We start from the raw sequence: 20,781 nt of genomic DNA on the forward strand, positions 1-20,781 counted from the left end.
ACTAGTTGCCCAGCGTCGTCAGATCCGGGTAGTTCGAGACCTCCCAGCCGCCGTCGACGACCAGACTGGTTCCGGTGATGTACGAGGCGTCGTCGCTGGCGAGATAGAGGCAGGGGCCCGCGATCTCGTCGGGAGTTGCCGCTCGGGACATGGGGATTCGGCTGAGAAACATGTCGCGGGCGGGTTCGTAGTTCATGACCGGTGCGACCAGTGGCGTGTCGACCAGGCCGGGTAGAACGGCATTGACCCGGATCCCCGACGCAGCCAGTTCGATCGCGGCATTCTTGCTGAACATCTCGACTCCGGCTTTGCCTGTCGCGTATGCGCTCCCGTAGGGGCTCGGCACGTGCGCGTTCAATGAGGACACGTTGACTATCGCACCACCGCGACCGTGCTCTCGGATATGCCGCGCTTCATGTTTGGTGCAGAGGAAGACGCCCTTCTGCACCAGGTCGATGGTGAAGTCCCAGTCGGCCTCGTCGAGGTCGACGATCTGCCCCACCCTCGACGCACCGGCAACGTTGAAAGCCAGATCGATACCGCCGAATTCCGCCGCCGCCGCGGCAAGGGCCTCGGCAACATCGGATTCCTTGGTGACGTCGGCGGGAACGGCGAGGAAGGCCCCGCCGTGCTGGGAGGCTATCTCTTTCAAACCCTCTGCAGCGATGTCGATTCCAGCTACCTGTGCGCCTTCGTCGATAAGCCTTAGTGCGATGGCTGCACCGATACCTGATGCTGCTCCAGTGACGACTGCTGTTTTCCCGGCAAATCTGGACGTGTTAATGGGCACCTGCTTTCAAGAACTTTCCGGTTCGGCGGTTGCCGAGAACGGGTGCTGCTTCTCCGTCGCCGAAGACGTACTCGCCGCCGACGAACACTGCGGTGACGGTCTGGTCGTTGCGATTGACCATGCGGGAGAGGTTGTCGTACTCCACAACCGGGCTTTCCGCATAAGTGTCGAGCGAATCGTCGAGATGAGCGGGATCGATCACAACCAGGTCGGCGCGATCACCTAATCGAAGGTGCCCGGCATCGATGTCGTACCACTCGGCGAGTTCACCGGTGAGACGATGCACCGCTGCCTCGACGGTCATGAACGGACGGCCGACCTTTTGGGCATCGTAGACACGTCGTAGTAGGCGTAAGCCGAAGTTGTAGAACGCCATGTTGCGCAAATGCGCTCCGGCGTCGGAGAACCCGAGTTGGACGCCATTGTCCTGGGCGAACTTGTCCAGAACCTCCAGCCGGTGGTTCGAGATGGTTGTGCGCCAACGCACTTTCGTGCCGTGTTCGAGGACCAGATCCAGGAATGCATCGACAGGGTGGAGGCCGCCACGTTCGACGCCGACCTGCCCGAAGCTCTTGCCGACCAGGGATTCGTCGGGGCAGGACACGATCTCGGCGTCGAAGAAATCGCGATGCCAAACTTTGACACCGAACTTCTGGTCGTAGTCCTTGCGGAATTGTCGACGGTAATCCTCGCTCTGCATGAGGACGTTGCGTTCCATCTCGTCGGTCAGATGCAGTGCTGCAGCGCCAGATCCGAACTCCTCGAAGACAACCAGGTCGATGCCGTCGGCATATACCTCGAAGGGAACTGGCAGGTGCTGCCAGCGCAGGTCGCCGCCGAGTCGATTGACCAAGTGTGCCAGTGGGCCGAGTATCACCACGGCCAACTTGTTGGACTTGATGTCGGCCGCCGAAAGCATGCTCGTCTTGAGTCGCTTACGCCAGATACCCGCGCTGGAGAACGCCATCGCTCCGGTACTCATCGGGTTGGAGAGGTCAGGTCCGGCCTGAAATACCCGTCCCCGACGGCGCAGGATCGCATTGAGTCGGCGTCGTTCTTTCGTGGTTGCATACGTCGACGGCAGCGTGCGTGAGCGGCAGGTCTCGCCGTCGAGTTTGTCGAACAACAATTGCTGACTGGACATCCCGACGAATCCTGCGTCGAGAGCTTCGGTCAACTGTGCTTCCATCGACGCGAGTTCGGCGTCTGTGGGATGGACGTCCTTCCTGGTAGCACGATCCAGTCCCATCTCGGCGGCCCGCATATCGGAGTGTCCGATGAAGGCTGCAACGTTGGGACCTAGCGGAAGCGCCTCTAGTGCAGCAACATACTCGCTCGCAGAGTTCCAGGTCTTGGCACGGTTGAGTGCGTCGACGACGTGCTTACGCGGAATTGCCTCTACTCTGCCGAAGAGATCACCCGCGTCGGAGGGGCTGGCGTGAATGGTGGACAGGGAACACGATCCGACAAAGATCGACGTGACCCCGTGTCTGAGAGATTCGCTCAGCGCCGGGCCTTCGAGGATCTCGACGTCGTAGTGAGTGTGGATGTCCACGATGCCCGGGATCACCCACTTGCGTCTCGCGTCGATGACACGGGGACAGTCGGTTTCGTCGAGTGGATCGAGGGAGATGGCAGTAACCAACCCATCGCGGATACCCAGATTGCGGACAGCTGGTTTGGCCCCGGTGCCGTCGAACCACAGACCGTTGTTGATCACGGCGTCGTAGGTCATGAGAGAACCACCTTTGCACGTATCGTTTTTCCGGTTGCATTGCGGGGCAGAGGAGTTGTGCTCAGTTTCCACTTCACCGGCACCTTGAAGTAAGCCAGTCGTTCGGCGACGTAGTCGCGTAGTTCTTCTTCGCCGGCGGCTCCCTCACTCCGCAAAACGACGACGGCTGCAACTTCTTGGCCGAGGTCTGCCGAATCAATGCCGATCACAGCGCATTCGAGTACGGCGGGATGCTCGTCGATGGTCTGCTCGATTTCGAGAGGGTAGACGTTCTCGCCGCCGCGCAGGATCAGATCGGACCGGCGACCCGTCAGACGGAGCCGGCCGTCCTCGAACACTCCGAAGTCGCCGGTTCGGAGCCATCGATCAGGACCGATAGCGGCTGCAGTCGCGGTCTCGTCGTTCCAGTACCCCAACATCACATAGGCGCTGCGCGCACAGATCTCACCTTCCTCGCCGTCGGGGACTGCAACACCGAAGGGGTCGCGCACCTCCACGCTCACCCCGATGATCGGCCGGCCGAGAGTTCCGGGGAACGCGGCAAGTTCCGGTGGTGTGGCAACTGAAATGCCGGTGGAGGATTCGGTGAGCCCGTAGCTGTCGACCAAGGTGTGCTGCGCAAAAGGCAGTCGTGCGCGCAGTCGGTCCTGCAAGGCCGGAGATGACGGCGCAGACGCGAGCGCAAAGGCGCTCAGTGAGGTCAGGTCGTACTTCTCGAGACTGCCGTACTCGAGGAGACGGGTTGCCATGGTGGGGACCACCGCCCAGTTTGTGACCTTCTCGCGTTCGACGAGGGAAAGGACTTCGTCGACGTCGAAGGCGCCCTGATGGATGACCACCGCTCCGCCCGTCGCGAGTCGTGGGATCGCCAGGTTATGCAGGCTTGCAATGTGAAACAGCGGCGCGGTCAGCAGATACCGCAAGTCACTCGGTCGGCCGTCGCTGGGTTTGCCGGTGAACGCCGCAGCGAGGCGATCGCTGTAGCGGTGGTAGTCGATGACGGCCAACACGTTTCGGTGACTGTGAACAGCCCCCTTGGGGCGGCCACTGGTTCCGCTCGTGTACAGGATGACGGCCGGATCGTCCTCGTTGACGGAAGTACGGGGCAGTGTCGATCCCGAATACTTCTCCATCAAGGTAGGTAGATCTTCTTCCATCGTGAGTACGGGAACATCGGTGTTCAGTTCGGAAAGAATCTGCGCGCGTTTGGCGTCGGCGATCACCACTGTGGGGGTGGTGTGATCGATGCCGTACGCCACCTCGCGGGCCACCCACCACGAGTTGAATCCGACGGCGATGGCACCGAGGGACTGAGCCGCCCAGAAGGTCATCACCCATTCCGGCGTATTGGCAGCAAGTATGCCGACCCGATCACCCTTGCGGACGCCGTACCGCTCGCGGAGCGCCGTCGCCAATGCTGCTACGGCCTCGCCGTGCTCGAGGTAGCTGAAGCGTCGGTCCTTGGTCACCAGATAGTCGCGTGATCCGTAGTCGAAGGATGCAGCGAGCACGTCGCCGAGTGCCTTGTCACGGTTCTTCATGACGGGCATCGAACTGCCCAGTACATCCTCGACTTGCATCTCGAAAGGACCACCGGGGCCGGTCAGCCCGGCCATGACGGACGCGATGAATGCTTGTGTATCAGCGGAAGTAGTCACGTGAAGTGCCTTTCGAAGATTAGGGTACGAGCACTGCGCGTCCGGTGACCTTGCCATGTTCGAGACGGTCGAGTGCGTCGCGGGCATCAGCGAGGTCGAAGCGGGCTACTTCTACCGTTACCAGACCGGCCTGTGCCAGGGCGATGGAATCGACGAGGTCGTTTCTGGTGCCGCCGTACGACTTCCGGATCGATGCGCCCCACGGCCAGCCTGGTCCGCCGGCAGCTTCGGCAGTGATTCCGGGGTTTCCGCCTCCGAGACCTACCATGCGATACGCGCCGTTCGGCGCAACCGCTTGAACGGACATCTGTGCAGTTGCGTCGATACCGACGAAGTCGAAGATGACTTCTGCGCCTCTGGCCGATGTGAGGTCGAGGATGTGCTGCGCGGTGTCCGGTCCCGATTCGAGCGTGATGTCGGCGCCGCAACGTTTGGCGAGATCGAGTTGATCCTGTCCGACATCGACGGCGATGATGCGCACGGCACTGATTGCGCGAAGTATCTGTACTGCAACGTGACCGAGTCCGCCGACGCCGATCACGACGGCGGTGGCACCGGGCTGGAGATGTTCGCGGGCACCGCGAATGGCGTGGTAGCTCGTCAGTGCCGCATCGGCGAGAGGTGCGGCCTGCAGGAAGTCGAGGTCTCCGATGGGTACGAATGAGCGAGCCGGGATCTTGACGTACTCGGCCATCCCGCCTTCGGGACCAAGCCCGGGGCAGGGCGGCATCGCGGTGCGTCCAGCGGCGAGGCACATATTCTCGTTGCCGCTCATGCATTCTCGGCACTGTCCACATGACCAACAGAGGTAGACGACGCCACGCTCTCCGACGGAACGGCCGTCGACGCCACTCCCGACGGCTTCGATCGTTCCGGCAATTTCGTGGCCGATAGTCAGCGGTTCTTCGCGCATCTTGTACGGAAAGTGCAGGAGATGGAGATCGGAGTGGCAGATTCCAGCTGCGCCCACCCGAATCAGTAGTTCCGACGGGCCGATCTCCGGGACCGGCACGTCGTTGATTTCCAGGAGCCCGGGCCCCATGAGCTGGGCTGCCTTCATGAGCTGACCTCGCTGACCTCGGAGTTGTATGCGGCGCTCAGGTACGCGTTGCTGCGGTCGGATCCGATCAGGCCCGGTGCCATCTTGTTCATGACGTAGGCGAAGGTCATCCGTCGGTCCAGATCGTTGACCAGCATCGAGCCGCCGATACCTGCCCACCAGCAGGTGCGTCCGTCGGGAATCAGTGGCGCGGTAACCGGATGTGGCAGTCCGTAGCCGATGCCGAACTTGAGTGGTGTCATGATCCCGAGATCGATACCGTCGGCTTGGATCTCGAAGATCAGGTCGATGGTGCTCTGCGAGAGCAGCTTCCGGCCGTCGAGCACACCACCGTTCGAGATCAGGGATTGGACCCGAGCGATAGAACGTGCGTTGCCGTGGCCGTTGACTGCGCCGATCTCGGCTTCCCGCCAGGGTGCGGTGTTGACCTCGGGGTAGTCGAGCAGTGGGCAGGTCAGGGTCTTGATGAAGATGCTGTCCTGGTCGAGCGTGGACAGGTCGAACTCCAACGCGGGCGGCGGAACCATGGTGGCGATTCGACCGAAATGCTCTGCGGACGTGCCGATATGGAAGTCGGCTCCCAGTGGACCGGAAAGCTCTTCGGCAAAGAACCTGCCGAGAGTTCGCCCGTCGATGCGACGAATGACCTCACCGACGAGATGGCCGTAGTTGATCGCGTGATAGCCCGACGCCGTACCCGGGGTCCACCAAGGCTTCTGGGTAGCGAGGCGAGCGGTGGACGCCTCGAGGTCGTAGATGTCCGTCAGTTCGATCGGGCGCTCCCAACCGGAGACGCCAGACGTATGCGACAGGAGGTGGCGAACTTCGATGTCTTCCTTACCGTTTGCCGCAAATTCGGGCCAGTAGTGAGCAACTTTCTGGTACACGTCCAATTGGCCGCGTTCGACCAGCAGGAGCGCACACAGGGCCGTCATGGTCTTGGTGATGGAGAACGTGTTGACGATGGTGTCGCTGCCCCATGGAGTGGTACGGGATTCGTCGGCGTACCCGCCCCAGAGATCGACCACGGATTCTCCGTCGACGGTGATGGCAACGGAGCCGCCGAGTTCTTCACCGGATTCGAGTTGAGCCTCGAAAGCCGCTCGGACGGCGTCGAACTCGTTGTCGCAGTGACCGTTCACCAGACTCATGCGCGATCCGCCTTCTCGAGTTCGTGTGCTGCTGCACGCGCGGCAACAGGTAGCTTGTTTCCGGAGGCCGCAGCACGCTTGGTGCCCTTGGCGATTTCCTTGTTCATGTTGCGGACGTAGGGATCGAACTCGAGCTGGATGGTGTGCCGCGGCGACTTGTAATAGGGGGCGAGGAAGTACGCCTCGTCGGCCTTGGTGATCTCCTGCATCTCGTTCGCAGACGGCAGTTGGTATTTACCGGTGAGGTAGGCCGCGACGAGCTTGCTCTGCTGCTCGGCGAAGTTGACGAGTGTCGGCATGGGCTGCGCCAGTCCCATGAAGAAGAGGTTGTCGATGCCGGGCTTCATCATTCGTTTGAACAGTGGGAATCGGTTGTCTTTGTCCGGCAGCAGATTCGGATCGCTGAAGAAGGGGAAGCTGATGTTGTAGCCGGTGGCGCAGATGACCACGTCGACGTCCTCGGCGGTGCCGTCCGCGAAGTGAACCTGCTTTCCGTCGAGTTTGGTGATGGCAGGCTTGAAGGTTATGTCGCCTGACCCGGCGCGTCCGAGGAACTCGCCGCTGGCCGACGGGTGGGCCTCGAAGGGGCGGTGGTCCGGCTTCGGCAGACCGTAGCCTTCCATCGTTCCCAGATTCTTGCCGAGGAATCGACGACTCAGGAACAGTCGTAGACCACGCGGCATCCAGGGCGGGGTGATCAGTTTGTCGCCGGGTACACCGCCGAGATATTTCGGCAGTACCCAGACTCCACGGCGAGCCGACACGATGAGCTTGTCGGCGAGGTATCTCTGGCCCAGTTCGGAGGCAATATCCAAGCCGGAGTTGCCCATTCCGACCACGACTACCTTTTTGCCGCGCATGTCGACCGGGTCGAACGGGTCGTTGTAGCTGTGGCTGTGCATGAGGACCCCGTCGAACTCACCTGGGTAGTCCGGGATGTTGGGATCCCAATGATGTCCGTTGCAGACCATCAGGACGTCGTAGGTGCGAACTTCGCCGTCCGAGCGCGTGATGGTCCACAGCCCGTCTGTATCACGTTCTGCTGCAACAACACTGGTGTTGAAGATGATCGACTCACGCAGTCCGAAGTGCTCGACGTAGTCCTTGAAGTACTGGAAGAGTTCGGAGTGGTGCGGGAAGTCGGGAAGGTCAGCGGAGACCGGGAAGTCCTCGAATGCCAAGCGCCACTTCGACGTGTCGATATGCAGGCTCTGGTAGCAGGCCGACATCCCGTTGGGATTCTTGTAGTACCAGTTTCCGCCGACCTCGTCGGACGCTTCGTAGCAGTCGAAGGGTATTCCGAATTCCTTCATTCGCTTGGCCGTCGTGATTCCGGTAGGCCCGGCGCCGATGATGCACACGCTCGGCAAGGGGGAGGGGCTCATTCGCCATCGCTTTCTGTTCTGTCTCGGGCGTGCGAGAAGAAGAATCGAAGCCCGAGAAGTGACTTGAGTCATAGTGCGCCATTCGCTGACGTTGTGTCAATGAATGACGCAATGTTTTTTGGTGACGGCGAGTCGGTGATTTGCCAGGAGGTTGAAATGCGAGCAAGGTGGGCGACGTGAGCACGACTACGGACGGCCCGAAGAACAGGCGGGGAACACTTCGCGACGAGCAGAAACGCGCGACGCGGGCCAAACTCGTGGACGCCGCACGCACTCTGTTCGAGGAACGGGGATACGCGGCTGTCACGGTCGACGACATCGCCTCGGTCGTCGGATGCAGTCGAGCCACGTTCTACGTGCATTTCGCCAGCAAGGTGGAGATGCTCAAGACGATCGGCGCGGCCGGGATGGCGGCGAGTGCGTTCGCTTTCTACATCGATCTCGATCGGGTTCTCGACACGAACTCTCGCGTGGAATTCACGGCTTGGCTGGAGCGTGCCTTCGACTGGTTCGACGAGAACAAACGCCTGCTGCCGGCCTGGGACGAGGCCGTGGCACTCGAACCGGAGTTCCGCGAGACAGCGCGAGACGGTATGACCCAACTACCGAATGCCATGCCCAAGTACCTGGGCCGTTGGCCGGAGGAACAGCACGACGAGGCACGGTTGCGCGTCGAACTGCTCGTGAGTCAGTTGGAGCGATTCTTCACACGCTGGGCCGTGCAGGGGACAATCGATGTGACGCGGATTCAGGCCGCCGAAGTTCTGACCGACATCTGGTTCCCGGCTCTGTCTCCGGAATCGAAGGGCGTCGGCGAGCGGTAGAGGCTAGCTCGGATCGATCTCCACACTGATCGCGCCGGTGAGCAGTTCTCTGGCTCGTTCGATGGGGATCGAGCCGCTCAGCCAGCGCTCACTCAAACCCTCGACCAGGGCGGTGAGTCGCTCGGCGGCGTCGGCCGGGCTTGCCTTCGGGTCAGCGAGTCCGGCGTCCTGCGCTTGGCGGATCAAAGATTCGACGTCGTCTGCCCACTCTTGCGTCGTGGTGCGTAGCGGTTCGCGCAGTTCGTCGGCGAAGACTGCGCTTGCTCGGAGTTCACCCCAGGCGATGCTGTTCTCTCGAATCTTCGGGGCATTCTGAAACTCCAGCAGGAGCATCTGCTCGAGCTGCGCACGAGGGTCTGTCTCCGTGAAGGCACTTTCGGTGTACAGCGCGGCGCGATCGTTGATGTGATCGAGGGCCCGGCGCAGCACACCTGCACGGTTCTGGAAGTGGTAGTAGATGAGTGCCGTCGACACTCCGGCCTCGGCAGCGAGCGTCTCCACCCTCAGCCCGCGTACGCCGTGTTGGGCAATGACGCGGACTGCTGCTTCCAAGATTTGCGTTTGGCGGTTCGACACGAGTCCGAATTCTACGAGGGTGGTCGGGACAGGTTTCTAGTCCGCGGGTTCCTGCTGGGTGGTGCAGTGAATGCCGCCACCACCCGCGGCGATGGCGTCGATGTTGATCTGCACGACACGGCGGTCGGGGAAGAGGCGCTCCAATTCACTTCTGGCGGCCTGGTCGGCCTCGGGGTCACCGAACTCGGGTGCGATGACCGCCCCATTGCATACGTAGAAGTTGATATATCCGGCTGCGAAATCGTCCGATTCGAAGTCGGGCCTGATCGCGACCGGCGCCTCGAGGACCACCACTTCCAGCTTCCGTCCCTGTGCGTCGGTCGCGTTCTGGAGAATCTCGAGGTGACGTGCGGTCACGTCGTGGTCGAACGACTCCGGGTCTGTGTCGAGGCCTGCGACCACGACACCTGGGCGTGCGAAACGGGCGTAGAAGTCCGTGTGGCCGTCCGTGATGTCCTTGCCGGCGATTCCCGGTAGCCAGATGATCTTGTCGAGACCGAGCAGGGGGCCGAGTTCGGCCTCGACGTCCGACTTCGACCATCCCGGGTTGCGGTTGTTGTTGAGTACACAGCTTTCGGTGATGATGGCTGTGCCTTCGCCGTCGACCTCGATGCCGCCGCCTTCGAGGATCAGGTCGGTAGGCAATGATTCGACTCCCGCACGGGCGGCAACGAAGGCTGCGACCTGGCCGTCCTGATCAAAATCCTGCTTCTCGCCCCAGCCGTTGAAGTTGAAATCGATACCCGCTTTGGTCCCGTTGCCTTTCACGAATACAGGGCCGGTGTCGCGCATCCAGAGATCGTCGAGAGGCGCGGCGATCAGTTCGACCGATGGGCCGACGAGGGAGCGAGCCAAGTCCAGTTGCTCGGAACGAACAAGCATCGAGACGGGCTCGAACTGCGCGATGGTCTGCGCGATCGTCGCGAGGTTGCGCTGGACCTCGGGCAGGAGGGCTGCTCCCCAGATCGCTTCGCTGGCACCGAACGCCATCCAGGTGCGCTTGTGCGGATCCCCCTCTTCAGGCATCACCCACTCGCGAAGATCGTTGCTGCCATCGCTCCCGCGCGAGGCTGAGTCGGAATCGCCGCAACCTGCCAAAGAGAGGCCACTGAGCGCAGCGGCGCCTGCCTGAATGAACCGACGTCTTTGCATTTCGGTGACTCCTTGTGCTGTGTGCGTGCGCGCCCGGTCCGCGTCCTGCTTGCATGGAGCGTAAACCTTGACTGAAAATTTAGTCAAGGAAGTAGTGCCAGTTCGAGACCGTTTCGGCGGGCGACACGACGGATCGAAGGACTCATCCGTCGGAAGGTCACGAGTCGATGAGTCCTTCGACCGTTCCCCGCCATCCACGGCGCTGGTAGTCCCGGGGCGACATGCCGTGGGCACCGATGAAGACCTTGGTGAATCCGGACGCGTGCGCGTAGCCGAGTCGACGGGCGGTCTCTCCGGCCGAGAAGCCCTCCTCGAGATAAGCGCGGGCGAGGGTCATCCGCAACTGACCGCGCCAGCGCGGGAAGCTCTGGCCGGTGGCCGCTACGAAGCGTTTGTGGAGCAGGCCCTCGTCGACGCCGAGTCGAGCGCTCCACTCCGGCAGCGTGCGCGAATCGGTGGGGTCCGCGCGGAGTGCGGTAAGGATCGTTTCGACAGGATCGGTTCGGCCGCCGGGTGTCCGCGTCGCCGCGCTGTTTCGGATCAGCCTCGAGATCCTCGCTGGGTCATGGATTTCGGGGCGCAGAAGGGTGTAATTCGCAACGACCGTGTGTAACAGATACGCCTCCGCTTCGCGCGCGAAGTGCAGCACTCGTGGCGGCGGTGCAGTGACGGGAGAGTCGCCAGGCTGGGATCCGAGCGGAAGTAGAAGCGAACCCTCCGCGATCTCGACGCTGTTGCGTACTCCCGCGGGAAGCCACATCGCGTCGCCCCGCCTCAGATTCCAGGTTCGGTCGCCGAAAGTGACCCGGGCGGAGCCTCGGTAGATCCAGACGATGACGTGAAAGTTGTTGACCCTGGCCCACGTTCCGCTTGCGGGAATCGTCGGCGGTATCGGCGCCGAGCCTGAGTGGGCGCCTTCCTCGGACAAGAGTGCGACGCTCTGTGCCAAGGTCTCGTTCTCATGGATCGGCGCTGAGCCTTGGTTTGCACGTGTGTAGTCACTGGGTGTCACACCGGTGTGTTCACGGAAGGCACGGGTGAATCCCGCGGGCGTCGCGAATCCGACCTGCCCACCCGTCCATCCGATTTCGCGGCCGGAGTTCAGGTATGCGATTGCTGCCGCGATCCGGGCCGAGGTGCGCCAACGCGCGAAAGGCAACCCCGTCTCCTCCGTGAATCGGCGCTGCAGGGTGCGGACGCCGATCTTGAGTTGCCGGGCGAACTGGGAAAGCTCCGTGTCGTCGGCTGGCGTCCGTAGAAGCGTGCGAGCGATCTCGAGGGTCTCGGCCGAGCGTGGCAAATTCGGTGGGGCGTACGACACCGAAGCGTCGGCGTCGTTGGAATGGGCCCCCGCGACAAGCTCGAGTAGTCCGGCCCCCACAGTCGCCCCACCGCGCAGAAATCCCAAGTTGTGCGCGAACTGGTGGACGAGCCAGTCCTGCCAGGCTGCCGGGATCTCGAAATCGATGATCCGGTTCAACGTGGGCGGCAGGTCGGCAGCGGGCATCGGAATGGGAAACGCGACCGCTCCCGGGTCGACTCGGATGCTGTAGGCGATTCCCGCGGGCACCCAGGTTGCCGCCCCAGCGGTCACGCTGCGGGTGCGGTCGCCAATCTGTAGTTCCGCGTGTCCGGTGTGTACCCAGAAGAGCAGTGGCTCACGTGCATTCGCGATCAAGGAGAGTCGGGACGCGGGGATCTCGGGGACTTCGCCCGCGGAGAACACCAACCGTGGTCCCACGTATGCCCTCCCGATTCAGATGCTTTCTCACGCAGCCACCGATGAGTGTAAGAAGTCGGCACGCACGGATAACCGTAGCCGATTAGGGGAGGCTAGCTTTATTCAATGGCCCTTCCGCCGTGATCGAGCGTGGGTCGAACCCCCCCGTCTGTGCGCTTCCGAGGAGTCTTTCCGTGCCCCGAAACACCCGTCCGACAACGGCGTACTCAGTCACCTTGCGTGAACTCGAGGTACGTCGGGTGACAGACGTGACGCCGGGCATGCGGAGAGTGACGCTCACCGGAGCGCAGCTCGACACCTTCACAAACGCCGACGGCTTTGCCGAGCCCGCCTTCGTCAGCACCGGCTTCGACGACGACCTCCGATTGTTGTTCGCCTATCCTGGCGAAACCGATCCGGTCTTGCCGGTGATAGTCGACGGCACTGTGACTTTCGCAGCGGGACGCCGTCCACTTGCCCGCGCGTACACCGTGCGCCGTTACGATCCGCGAACAAGTGAACTCGACGTCGATTTCGTCGTTCACGGCGGTGGAGTTGCTACCACCTGGGCGCGCGACGCCGGCCCGGGCGACCGAATGCACATCGCGGGTCCCTCTGTATCGCAGGGACTCCCGGAAGATTGCGAGTATCTGCTCGTCGTCGGTGACGAGACGGCGCTACCTGCGATCGCACGTCTGCTCGAGGAATTGCCTGCCGATGCCAGGGGGCATGTGTTCGTCGAAATTGCGGACTCGGCTCACATTCAATCGGTGCGCGAGTTGCCCGGGGTGAGTGTCACGTGGTTGCCACGCGAGGGGGCGGAGCCCGGCACTAATTCTTTGTTGCTCGACGCGGTCAGTGCAGTCGAATGGCCTGACGGACGCGTATTCGCTTGGCTTGCAGGCGAACAGGCGACGATTCGCTCGCTTCGGCGTCATTTGATTCGTGATCGAGGAATTGCGAAGACCGACATCGATTTCACCGGCTACTGGAAACGCAGCGACACAGTGCGCACAGATTCCTGACCCGGCTCCATCGCTCGGTAAGGCCGAAGCGCTCGATAACACCGAAAGGCAGAAATGACAGTCCTGCGCACCAGACGATCACGGATCATCGGACTGATCGGGGCCGCGCTCGCCGCAGCGCTCCTTGTGTCCGGGTGCTCGGCCTCGGCCGAAGACTCGAAAACGGCGTCCACTCCCGGTTCGGAGGGGAGCGCCCTTCCCGCTGCGGAAGGAACGACTACTTACCCGCTGACCCTGGAATCGCCATATGGTACAAGTATTCTCGAGAAGCGCCCGGAGCGGGTTGCCGCAATCGTCCCCAATGCCGTCGACACGGAAATGCTCCTCGCGCTCGGCGTCAAACCCGTTCTCTCCTCGTCGATGGTCAAGGAGTCGGCTTCCCAGTCGTACTTGCTGCCTTACGGCGCAGAGGATCTCGACACCTTCGAGTTCGCGATGGGCGGCACACTTCCCGTCGAAGCGATCGCCGCGAGCGAACCTGACCTCATCGTCGCCGTCGGCTGGGCCGACGGCCTGGGTGGTTTGTCGATGGGCGATTACTACGAACGTTTGTCCTCCATCGCACCGGTGGTGACGAGCCCCGACACGAAGTCGCGGATGCTCGTGCCGTGGAAGGAATCGATCCGCGTACTCGGCGAGACACTCGACCTCTCGAAGGCAGCCGAAAAGATCGTGGCGGACCATGATCGGTATTTTGCGAAGGTGCGTCAGGAGAACCCTGAACTCACTGGCCTGACCGCAACCTGGGCGATCTTCTACGGAACCGGCAATGGGCTGCAGTACCTTTCAGCGCCCGATTCGGCTCCGGCAACTTTCTTGGGCGAGCTCGGTTTTGCCGAGAACCCGCGTGCACAGGAGTTCGTCACCCAAAGCACTGTCGGCGAGGAACTTCTCGAGAACATCGATGCGGACTTCCTGCTGATCGGCCGCAGTGCCGCCGGCAGCGAGGAGGATTTCGACAAGCTGACCGGCGGGAAACTCTTCCAAGCGCTGGGAGCGGTGTCCTCCGGTCGTTGGGTCGCCCTGCCTCCTCGCACCGCCGACGGCGGCGACGTTCTGTGGGCAATCACGAGCGGTGGCCCGATCGGAACGATGTGGGCGTCTGAACATATCGTGCCGCTCATCAGCGCGAAGCTGTAGGCGTACAACTGGAGAACGGAAAGCACTCACCCGTCGCCACACGATTGTGTGGCGACGGGTCGTTCGTACAGCAGGTGTCCCGGGTTTGAGGGTTGCCTATGGGACGAAGAAGGTTGCGAAACCCGGGGTGACAGGTCCGGCGGCAGGCAATATGGCGACGGCAACTTGCCCGGCTCCAGTCTGCAGGGTTGCCTCTCCCGGGGTTCCTTGGTTGTCGCCAGAAAGCCGACCGGAGCCGGAGGCTCCTGTCGAGAGGTTCATCCAGCGCACTTCCGTCGAAAGCATGCAACCCCACCGCTCGTCTTTGGCGCCGGTGATCGTCACCGTGCCAGGTTGTTCGCCGACTACCGCCACACAGTGGACAGGGGGTGCGTCGAAGCTGCCGTTTGGGTTCCCGAACGGCGCCGGGTTGATCTGGAACGGAACGGTGACCGCAGCGGAGGCAACGGCTGCGGGCGCGAGAACCGAAACGGCCACTATGGATACGCAGGCAGATAGTCGGCGTACGAGATTCGTCACGGTAACCTCCGGTAATCGAAGACGGTGTGGTGCCCATGCTCTACCCGGAGCGCAATTACCGCAAGGGGATCCAGTTTTCGAGCCAGCGGCGGTTCATGAATCGCTGAGTGCGTGACCGTTTGTAGAATCGTTGTCCTGCAACGCGTATCGGTATACGAAGCCTGTATTGGGCGGTGAATAGCCCAATCGTGCTGGGCTCCACCGAAAGTACTAACTTTCCAGCCATCGGCCAGCCGGCTTGCGGTGTAGCTCGACAAAGCTGGTGTTGTTCGCAAGGCGGGCTGAACGATTTCTCAGGGAAGGCAATGGATATGGATGATGCGCTCGTTCCGCTCGAAGATGCACTCCCGCAGCTGTTCTCGCATCTTTTGCGGTTTCACGCTGGCGTGAGGGGTCTGCGGCGTGGGCAGCCAAGCCGCGTTTGGGGGTCGAGCCTCTAACTGTCGAATGATTGCGACAGCAGTGGATTTCGTTGGATAGAAGTGCGGAGACCAATCCTGTGGTGGTGGCTGCGGGTCTCGAAATCACGTTTCATCTACCAAACAAATGCTTGATCGCTAAAGTGTGTGCGACATCGAAAGCCCGACAAAGCTCGATTTCGAAGGAGTTCGTATGGTTGCACCTCAGGCTTATGTCGTCGATGCGCTCCGCACTCCGGTGGGTAAACGGCACGGCTCGCTCGCAGGAGAGCACCCAGCGGACATGGGGGCCCACGTGATCACATCGATTCTCGACCGCACTCGACTGGACCCGATGGCCGTCGACGATGTGATCTTCGGTTGTGTCGACGCTATCGGGCCGCAATCGGGCAACATTGCCCGCACCGCCTGGCTTTCAGCAGGCCTACCCTTGGACATCCCAGGAACGACAGTCGACAGACAATGCGGATCTTCACAGCAAGCCGTCCACTTCGCAGCGCAAGCGGTCATGAGCGGGACCCAAGATGTGGTGCTTGTCGGCGGTGTGCAGAACATGTCCGCGATTCCTATCTCGGCGGCGATGCGTGCCGGCAACGAGCGGATTCGACACGCCCTTCAGTAAGTCCCGGGGGTGGGCAGCACGATTCGGTGAGGCCGAAATCTCACAGTTCGTCGGCGCCGACCTGATTGCCAAGAAATGGGGTATCAGCCGTGAAGACATGGAGGAGTGGGCACTGCAATCGCATCAGCGTGCCCGTGCTGCCATCACAGACGGCCGATTCGAGCGTGAGACAGTGTCATTGGGCCAATGCGTCGTTGACGAATGCCCACGAGAGACATCCATGGAGCAGATGGCTGCACTGCCCGCATTGAGGGATGGCTCGTTGCTGACGGCTGCTGTGGCTTCGCAGATCTGTGACGGCGCATCAGCGGCCCTGATTGTCTCCGAGAAGGCGCTCGAGGTTCATGGATTGAAGCCGCGTGCGCGCATTCATCATATGAGCGTGCGCGGCGACGATCCGATGCTGCAGCTCTCGGCGCCGATACCCGCGACGAAGTATGCACTGGCGAAATCCGGCATGGCGATCGGCCAGATGGATACCGTAGAAATGAACGAGGCATTCGCTTCGGTAGTTCTGAGCTGGTTGATCGAGACGGGTGCAGATCCCTCCCGGGTCAATCCCAACGGTGGTGGAATCGCATTGGGCCACCCTCTTGGGGCCACTGGCACCAAGTTGTTCGCCACGATGTTGCACGAGTTGGACCGCATTGATGGACGGTACGGACTCCAAACCATGTGTGAGGGTGGCGGGACCGCGAACGTCACCATCATCGAGCGGCTGAGCTGAAATCGCCGACTGCGGTCATCACCTGGGTGCGACGGGACCGGCAATGTATCCACGCGTGTAAGACAAGCGATGTCAGAGGGTGATCGTGCGGGTGGGCTCCCAGATGGCGGGGTCACGGTGGGTGACGACGAAGACGGTGGCCGCCAATTCCCGCACGGCGCCGGCGATACGGCGCTCGGTGGCCTCGTCGAGGGCCGAGGTGGCTTCGTCGAGAACCAGGACGGGAGCGTCTTTGAGGAAGGCGCGAGCGATCGCCACCCGCTGACGTTCGCCACCGGAGAGAGCGGCACCCTGGTGTCCGATGTCCTGATGAATGCCGAGCGTCGAGCGGTCGAGAACGGCGCCGAGGGCAGCGCGCCTTGCGGCGTCCTCGATCTCGGTTTCGGTAGCGCCCGGTCTTCCCAGTCCGATGTTCTCGCCGAGGGTGCCCGAGAACACGAGTGGGTCCTGCGGCACGTAGCCGATGTGTGCCGCCAGGTCTTCGTAGGGCAAGTCGCGCAATGAAACTCCGCCCAGAGTGACGCTGCCTTGGTCCGGATCGTCGAAGCGCATGAGCAGCCCGAGAAGTGTGCTCTTCCCCGTACCCGAGCGCCCTGTGACGAGAACTCGCTCACCCGCGGGGATCTCAGCGGTGATGCCGCGCAGAACCGGAGCGTGGTCCACTCCGATGACCTTGATGTCAGTTCCAACAGGGCGCGCGGCGTCCCGGGGTGCGGGCTCGGCCAGTGCGGGAGCCGAAGTCGCTGTGCGGTAGTCGCGAACCGTTGCACGCAGTTCATTGACTCCGATTCCGGCCAGGGCGAGTTCGTCGAGCGGCGCAGCGGCGCGAGCGGTGAGGACGACGAGGGCGAGAGCGGCTGCGGGATCGTCGAATCCGGTGGCGGCGAGGAAGATCACTGCGCCTGCCAGCGGCACAATGGTGGCGATCGCCGAGATGAATGTCGCTGGTGCCGCGGCGAGATTGGTCCGTGCAAGCGCGGCTTCCTGATTCCGCCAGCTTCGCTCGATTCGTTCGACGGAACGTGTGGGACCGGCTGCCGTACGCAGTAATTCGAGGTGGTCGGTGAGCTCGAGTGTCGACTGAGTTGCTGCGAGCTCGGCTTCGTGTCGGCGCTCGTCCGCTCGGCTGAGCGCACGTTGGGCCAGCGTCTGAGCGACGAGCGACACGGCGAGCAGTCCACCGACGAGCAGTATGACGCCTGGCCCCGCGACGACCGCGATCCCAGGAAGCAGGAGCAGCGGGATCAGCGGTGCAACCAGGAAGGTCTGAAGTTGGTGCGCGGGAACACTCATCAGCGACGGGATTCCGCGCCCGGCGACGGTGGCGAGCAGTGCCCGGTTGTCGTCGGTGAACCAGGACAGTTTCGCACGGGCGAAGGCGTCGCCGAGAGCGTCGTAGAGATCGCCGACGAGTCGAGCCCCGGTGAAGTAACCGCCCCGCGAGACCAGGACGGTCACGAAGAGAGCGATGGTGGCCGTGGCCAGGACGAGAACCGGCGACCGGTGATCAGCGATCGAGAGCGCAAGGGTGGTGTACGCGATCGCCTCGAGGACAGCGACGGACACCCAACCGAGTCCGATGGTGATCAAGCGTCGTCGGGCTACATTGGCGCTGTTCATTATTCGGCTCCAGTCAGGGCTGCACTGTGCGAGGCAGCGTCGTTCACGTTTCGACCGCCGAGGTCGAGTCGATCGTCGGCATCGTCTGCAAGAGCGGGGTCGTGGGTGACGATCACAATCGTCTTTCCTTCGTCATGTGCGAGGTGTCGCAATTCCTTCAGCAGTTCGGCGGCCGTGCGATCGTCGAGTGCACTGGTCGGCTCGTCGAGCAGCAGTACTGCTGCGGGCGAGAGGAACACCCGAGCAAGCCCGACGCGCTGACGTTCTCCTCCGGAGAGTGAAGTGGCGTCGGCATCGAGGCTGACGTCGATCTGTGCCCGGCGTAGTGCGGCGGTGTATTCCGCGTCCGTTGCATCGGGGGCGGCCAGCGCGATGTTCTCGCGCACCGTGGCAGGTAACACGTCTGCGCCCTGGGGTGTGAGCAGAACGGACGGTGGCCGCAGGTTCTCGTCGATCGCGGTGATGCTACGACCTGCGTAGCGGACGGTACCCAGTTCCGGGATCTCGAAGCCGGCCAATGCTTTCAGGAGCGTCGACTTGCCCGCTCCACTCGGTCCCGTGATCGCAGTGATCGCGGCTGGGCGGAATGCATGCGTGACGCCGTCGACGACTCTGCGGTCCGTGATCGTGACAGTCAGGTCGACGATCTCCAGGTGGTCGGAGGGACTCGCCGCCGGAACGGTGAGTGCTTCACCGGCAGGGAGAGTGGGTTCGTTCAGGGCAGTGGCGAGCCGGACCGCAGCAGAGCGTCCAGCCGCGACGTAGTCGAGGCCGTGCCCGAGTCGCAGGGCCGGTGTCACGATTGCGAGGCTGAAGAGAATGGTGGCGGCCAACGTCGTTGCATCCCAGTGAAATCCGACGGCATAGGCGATCGCGAACGTCGCTGTCGCCTGCATGAGGGCAACGGCGACGGCCGCAGGGGTAGCCACGAGTCGAACGCGCTCCTGCATTCCCCGGGTGAACCGTGCTGTCGATTCTGCATAGTCGGCGGCAGCGCCGGTCTGCGCACCGTAGATCCGGCAGACGCGGATGCCGCGGGCATAGTCGTCCACGGCAGTCACGATGTCGCCCATGACATCCGCGCTTTCAGCGCTGTGCCGAGCGGCCATTCGGGGGATCACGACCAGGTAGAACAGAGCTGCCACGATGCCGGGAGCCAGAGCGAGAAGCGCCACGGGGCCGGCTGAGGCAACCAACGCCGCGATCGTGACCGCGGGGACCACGATGAGTGTGGCGAACTCTGCCGGTAGGTGCGCAGTCATATGGTGCAGCGCCGAGATGTCGTCCGAAACGAGCCTCCGCAGTGCGTCTCCGCTGTAGCGGGACAGCGTGCTTGCCGGTAGGCGAACGAGGTGGGCTGCGAGTTGGCGGCGAACCCTTGCCTCGAAAAGCGATTCCGCGTGGTGCGAGAGCCACGACGATGTGGCAGCGAGCGCGACGCCCACGAGCCATAGCGCACATGCCCACCCGGCCCAGCTCATCGACGGTTCACCGATGAGTTGCACGACGCACCAGAGCGCCCCGAGCATCGCGACCCCCGACGCTGCGGCCGCGACGACCCCGGCAGCCAATGCAGGCAGCGCCGGGCGCAAGGCCGGGACCAGCGACGGTTCGACGAGAGGGCGGGGCATGGATAACTCCTTGAATCAGCGCCAGGGTGCAGGCACGACAAATGACCGAGACCTAAGGTTAGGGGTCGATGGCTCCATATGGTTATCGCCGTACGCCGATTTCTTACACTCGCACAGCATCTGTCGGTGTCAGGATGCGGCCGAGATGGAACTCATGACGTCTTCCCACACGCCCATGACTGCGGGTTCGGTTGGACCCGTTTGGGTGAAGACTGCCACGCATTTGCGGCGGAAGTCGTACATCTCGATCGAGCTGGTCAGGCCGTGAACGCCGTGGGTGCGAGTCAGCCAGCACTCCGAGACACCATTCAGGTCGATCATCGTCCGGCAGGTGTCGGACGCCAAAGTCAGCGTCCCCCGAACATGGCTGCGGCGTCGAGGTCACCACGGTGGATCTGCAGGCATCCGTTCCCGGCGACGACGGTCGTGACGGGAAGTTGGTGGTAGGACAGGTGCTCCATCCCGGCAGCCACGAGGTGAGGATCGACTCGCCGGTAACCGAGGGCGCCCAGAGCGACCAGGCCGCTACGACGTTCGCTGCCGCCGTCCGCGAGGATGAAGTCGAGCTGTGTCAGCTGATCGGCTTCGGCCCAGAATGCGGGCGTATTCGACGTCTGGATGGGAGGGCTTGTTTCCCTCGCAGTGCTCGGCGCAGTTCGCATCGCTTCGAAGGCGAGACGATCCGAGGCCGGGGTCAAATACGTGGTGTGTGAACTTGATCCGTGGATGTCGAAAATGCGGAGCGTCGGCGGTATGTGCTGCTCTGCTTCCGTGGTCACCACCGAGCCGAGGGAGGCAACGTTCAAACGCAGAGAGACGAGCCCGGGCGTGCAGACCAACGGATCTCCGGGAACTGTCGGAACGGAGTACTTGCCCGAGTCGTTGACAGCCACCGGGCCTGCGACGGTGATTGCTACGGTGTCGTCCAAGAGCGGCAACATTTCGCCGACTACGTCAGGTGCGGTGTCGATCAGTCCACCACGGAACCCCGGACGCGCAAGCAGTGCGTCCAGGTCCGACATGCGTG

17 protein-coding genes and 1 pseudogene are annotated in these 20,781 nt (G+C 62.5%); 4 read left to right on the forward strand and 14 right to left on the reverse strand.

Annotated elements, in window-relative coordinates; all coding sequences use genetic code 11:
• Position 1: 1 nt before the first annotated feature.
• Genes ATN37_RS23170 through ATN37_RS23195 form a run of 6 tightly spaced genes read right to left on the reverse strand, consistent with a single transcriptional unit; the run spans position 2 to position 7,779 of the window.
• Positions 2 to 790, reverse strand: a complete 789-nt coding sequence (locus ATN37_RS23170) for an SDR family NAD(P)-dependent oxidoreductase (RefSeq protein ID WP_218695662.1) — start codon at positions 788 to 790, stop codon at positions 2 to 4.
• Entirely contained in the window at positions 780 to 2,525 is a 1,746-nt protein-coding gene (locus tag ATN37_RS23175) for an amidohydrolase family protein (protein ID WP_218695663.1), read from the reverse strand. Before ATN37_RS23175 ends, ATN37_RS23170 begins: the two co-directional genes overlap by 11 nt.
• Positions 2,522 to 4,183: a class I adenylate-forming enzyme family protein gene (locus tag ATN37_RS23180; protein ID WP_007730286.1), complete on the reverse strand. Its 1,662-nt coding sequence runs from the start codon at positions 4,181 to 4,183 to the stop codon at positions 2,522 to 2,524. Before ATN37_RS23180 ends, ATN37_RS23175 begins: the two co-directional genes overlap by 4 nt.
• A gap of 19 nt (positions 4,184 to 4,202) precedes the next feature.
• Positions 4,203 to 5,243 carry an NAD(P)-dependent alcohol dehydrogenase gene (locus tag ATN37_RS23185; RefSeq protein ID WP_030536186.1) on the reverse strand — a complete coding sequence of 347 codons (1,041 nt, stop codon included), beginning with the start codon at positions 5,241 to 5,243 and terminating at the stop codon, positions 4,203 to 4,205.
• Positions 5,240 to 6,394: a serine hydrolase gene (locus ATN37_RS23190; protein WP_007730288.1), complete on the reverse strand. Its 1,155-nt coding sequence runs from the start codon at positions 6,392 to 6,394 to the stop codon at positions 5,240 to 5,242. The genes ATN37_RS23185 and ATN37_RS23190 overlap by 4 nt, the downstream gene beginning before the upstream one ends.
• Complete coding sequence (locus ATN37_RS23195; protein WP_007730290.1) at positions 6,391 to 7,779, reverse strand: NAD(P)/FAD-dependent oxidoreductase; 1,389 nt, start codon at positions 7,777 to 7,779, stop codon at positions 6,391 to 6,393. The genes ATN37_RS23190 and ATN37_RS23195 overlap by 4 nt, the downstream gene beginning before the upstream one ends.
• Before the next feature lie 167 nt (positions 7,780 to 7,946).
• Here ATN37_RS23195 and ATN37_RS23200 point away from each other — a divergent pair, with 167 nt between their 5' ends.
• Positions 7,947 to 8,603, forward strand: a complete 657-nt coding sequence (locus ATN37_RS23200; protein ID WP_058038401.1) for a TetR/AcrR family transcriptional regulator — start codon at positions 7,947 to 7,949, stop codon at positions 8,601 to 8,603.
• 3 nt (positions 8,604 to 8,606) lie between these two features.
• Here ATN37_RS23200 and ATN37_RS23205 read toward each other — a convergent pair whose 3' ends face one another.
• The 3 genes from ATN37_RS23205 to ATN37_RS23215 form a co-directional block, all read right to left on the reverse strand.
• Positions 8,607 to 9,179 (reverse strand): TetR/AcrR family transcriptional regulator, encoded by a 573-nt coding sequence (locus ATN37_RS23205; protein WP_007730294.1) that lies wholly within the window; start codon positions 9,177 to 9,179, stop codon positions 8,607 to 8,609.
• Positions 9,180 to 9,215: 36 nt separating this feature from the next.
• On the reverse strand, positions 9,216 to 10,331 hold the full coding sequence (locus ATN37_RS23210) for an agmatine/peptidylarginine deiminase (RefSeq protein WP_218695664.1): 1,116 nt from the start codon (positions 10,329 to 10,331) through the stop codon (positions 9,216 to 9,218).
• A gap of 157 nt (positions 10,332 to 10,488) precedes the next feature.
• The gene (locus ATN37_RS23215; RefSeq protein WP_007730296.1) at positions 10,489 to 12,072 is read right to left on the reverse strand and encodes an AraC family transcriptional regulator; all 1,584 of its coding nucleotides are present in this window, start codon (positions 12,070 to 12,072) and stop codon (positions 10,489 to 10,491) included.
• A gap of 173 nt (positions 12,073 to 12,245) precedes the next feature.
• Between ATN37_RS23215 and ATN37_RS23220 the strand changes: the two genes are divergently transcribed.
• On the forward strand, positions 12,246 to 13,076 hold the full coding sequence (locus ATN37_RS23220; RefSeq protein WP_042451620.1) for a siderophore-interacting protein: 831 nt from the start codon (positions 12,246 to 12,248) through the stop codon (positions 13,074 to 13,076).
• Between the two features lie 54 nt (positions 13,077 to 13,130).
• Positions 13,131 to 14,216: an ABC transporter substrate-binding protein gene (locus tag ATN37_RS23225; RefSeq protein ID WP_218695665.1), complete on the forward strand. Its 1,086-nt coding sequence runs from the start codon at positions 13,131 to 13,133 to the stop codon at positions 14,214 to 14,216.
• A 96-nt stretch (positions 14,217 to 14,312) separates the two neighbouring features.
• Here the strand turns inward: ATN37_RS23225 and ATN37_RS23230 are convergent, their stop codons facing one another.
• Positions 14,313 to 14,693: a hypothetical protein gene (locus tag ATN37_RS23230; protein WP_050655001.1), complete on the reverse strand. Its 381-nt coding sequence runs from the start codon at positions 14,691 to 14,693 to the stop codon at positions 14,313 to 14,315.
• A gap of 654 nt (positions 14,694 to 15,347) precedes the next feature.
• Between ATN37_RS23230 and ATN37_RS23235 the strand changes: the two are divergent.
• Positions 15,348 to 16,503, forward strand: a pseudogene (locus ATN37_RS23235) (acetyl-CoA C-acetyltransferase).
• Between the two features lie 72 nt (positions 16,504 to 16,575).
• On the opposite strand, the gene ATN37_RS23240 reads toward ATN37_RS23235, so the two are convergent.
• The 4 genes from ATN37_RS23240 to ATN37_RS23250 form a co-directional block, all read right to left on the reverse strand.
• Entirely contained in the window at positions 16,576 to 18,123 is a 1,548-nt protein-coding gene (locus tag ATN37_RS23240) for an ABC transporter ATP-binding protein (RefSeq protein WP_218695666.1), read from the reverse strand.
• On the reverse strand, positions 18,123 to 19,754 hold the full coding sequence (locus ATN37_RS23245; protein WP_064687908.1) for an ABC transporter ATP-binding protein: 1,632 nt from the start codon (positions 19,752 to 19,754) through the stop codon (positions 18,123 to 18,125). The genes ATN37_RS23240 and ATN37_RS23245 overlap by 1 nt, the downstream gene beginning before the upstream one ends.
• A 129-nt stretch (positions 19,755 to 19,883) precedes the next feature.
• Positions 19,884 to 20,075: a hypothetical protein gene (locus ATN37_RS32775; RefSeq protein ID WP_256933470.1), complete on the reverse strand. Its 192-nt coding sequence runs from the start codon at positions 20,073 to 20,075 to the stop codon at positions 19,884 to 19,886.
• A 26-nt stretch (positions 20,076 to 20,101) separates the two neighbouring features.
• Positions 20,102 to 20,776 carry a hypothetical protein gene (locus tag ATN37_RS23250; protein WP_256933471.1) on the reverse strand — a complete coding sequence of 225 codons (675 nt, stop codon included), beginning with the start codon at positions 20,774 to 20,776 and terminating at the stop codon, positions 20,102 to 20,104.
• Between the last annotated feature and the right edge of the window lie 5 nt (positions 20,777 to 20,781).

The organism is Rhodococcus sp. MH15, assembly GCF_019266045.1.
In the GTDB taxonomy this organism is placed as follows: domain Bacteria; phylum Actinomycetota; class Actinomycetes; order Mycobacteriales; family Mycobacteriaceae; genus Rhodococcus_F; species Rhodococcus_F qingshengii.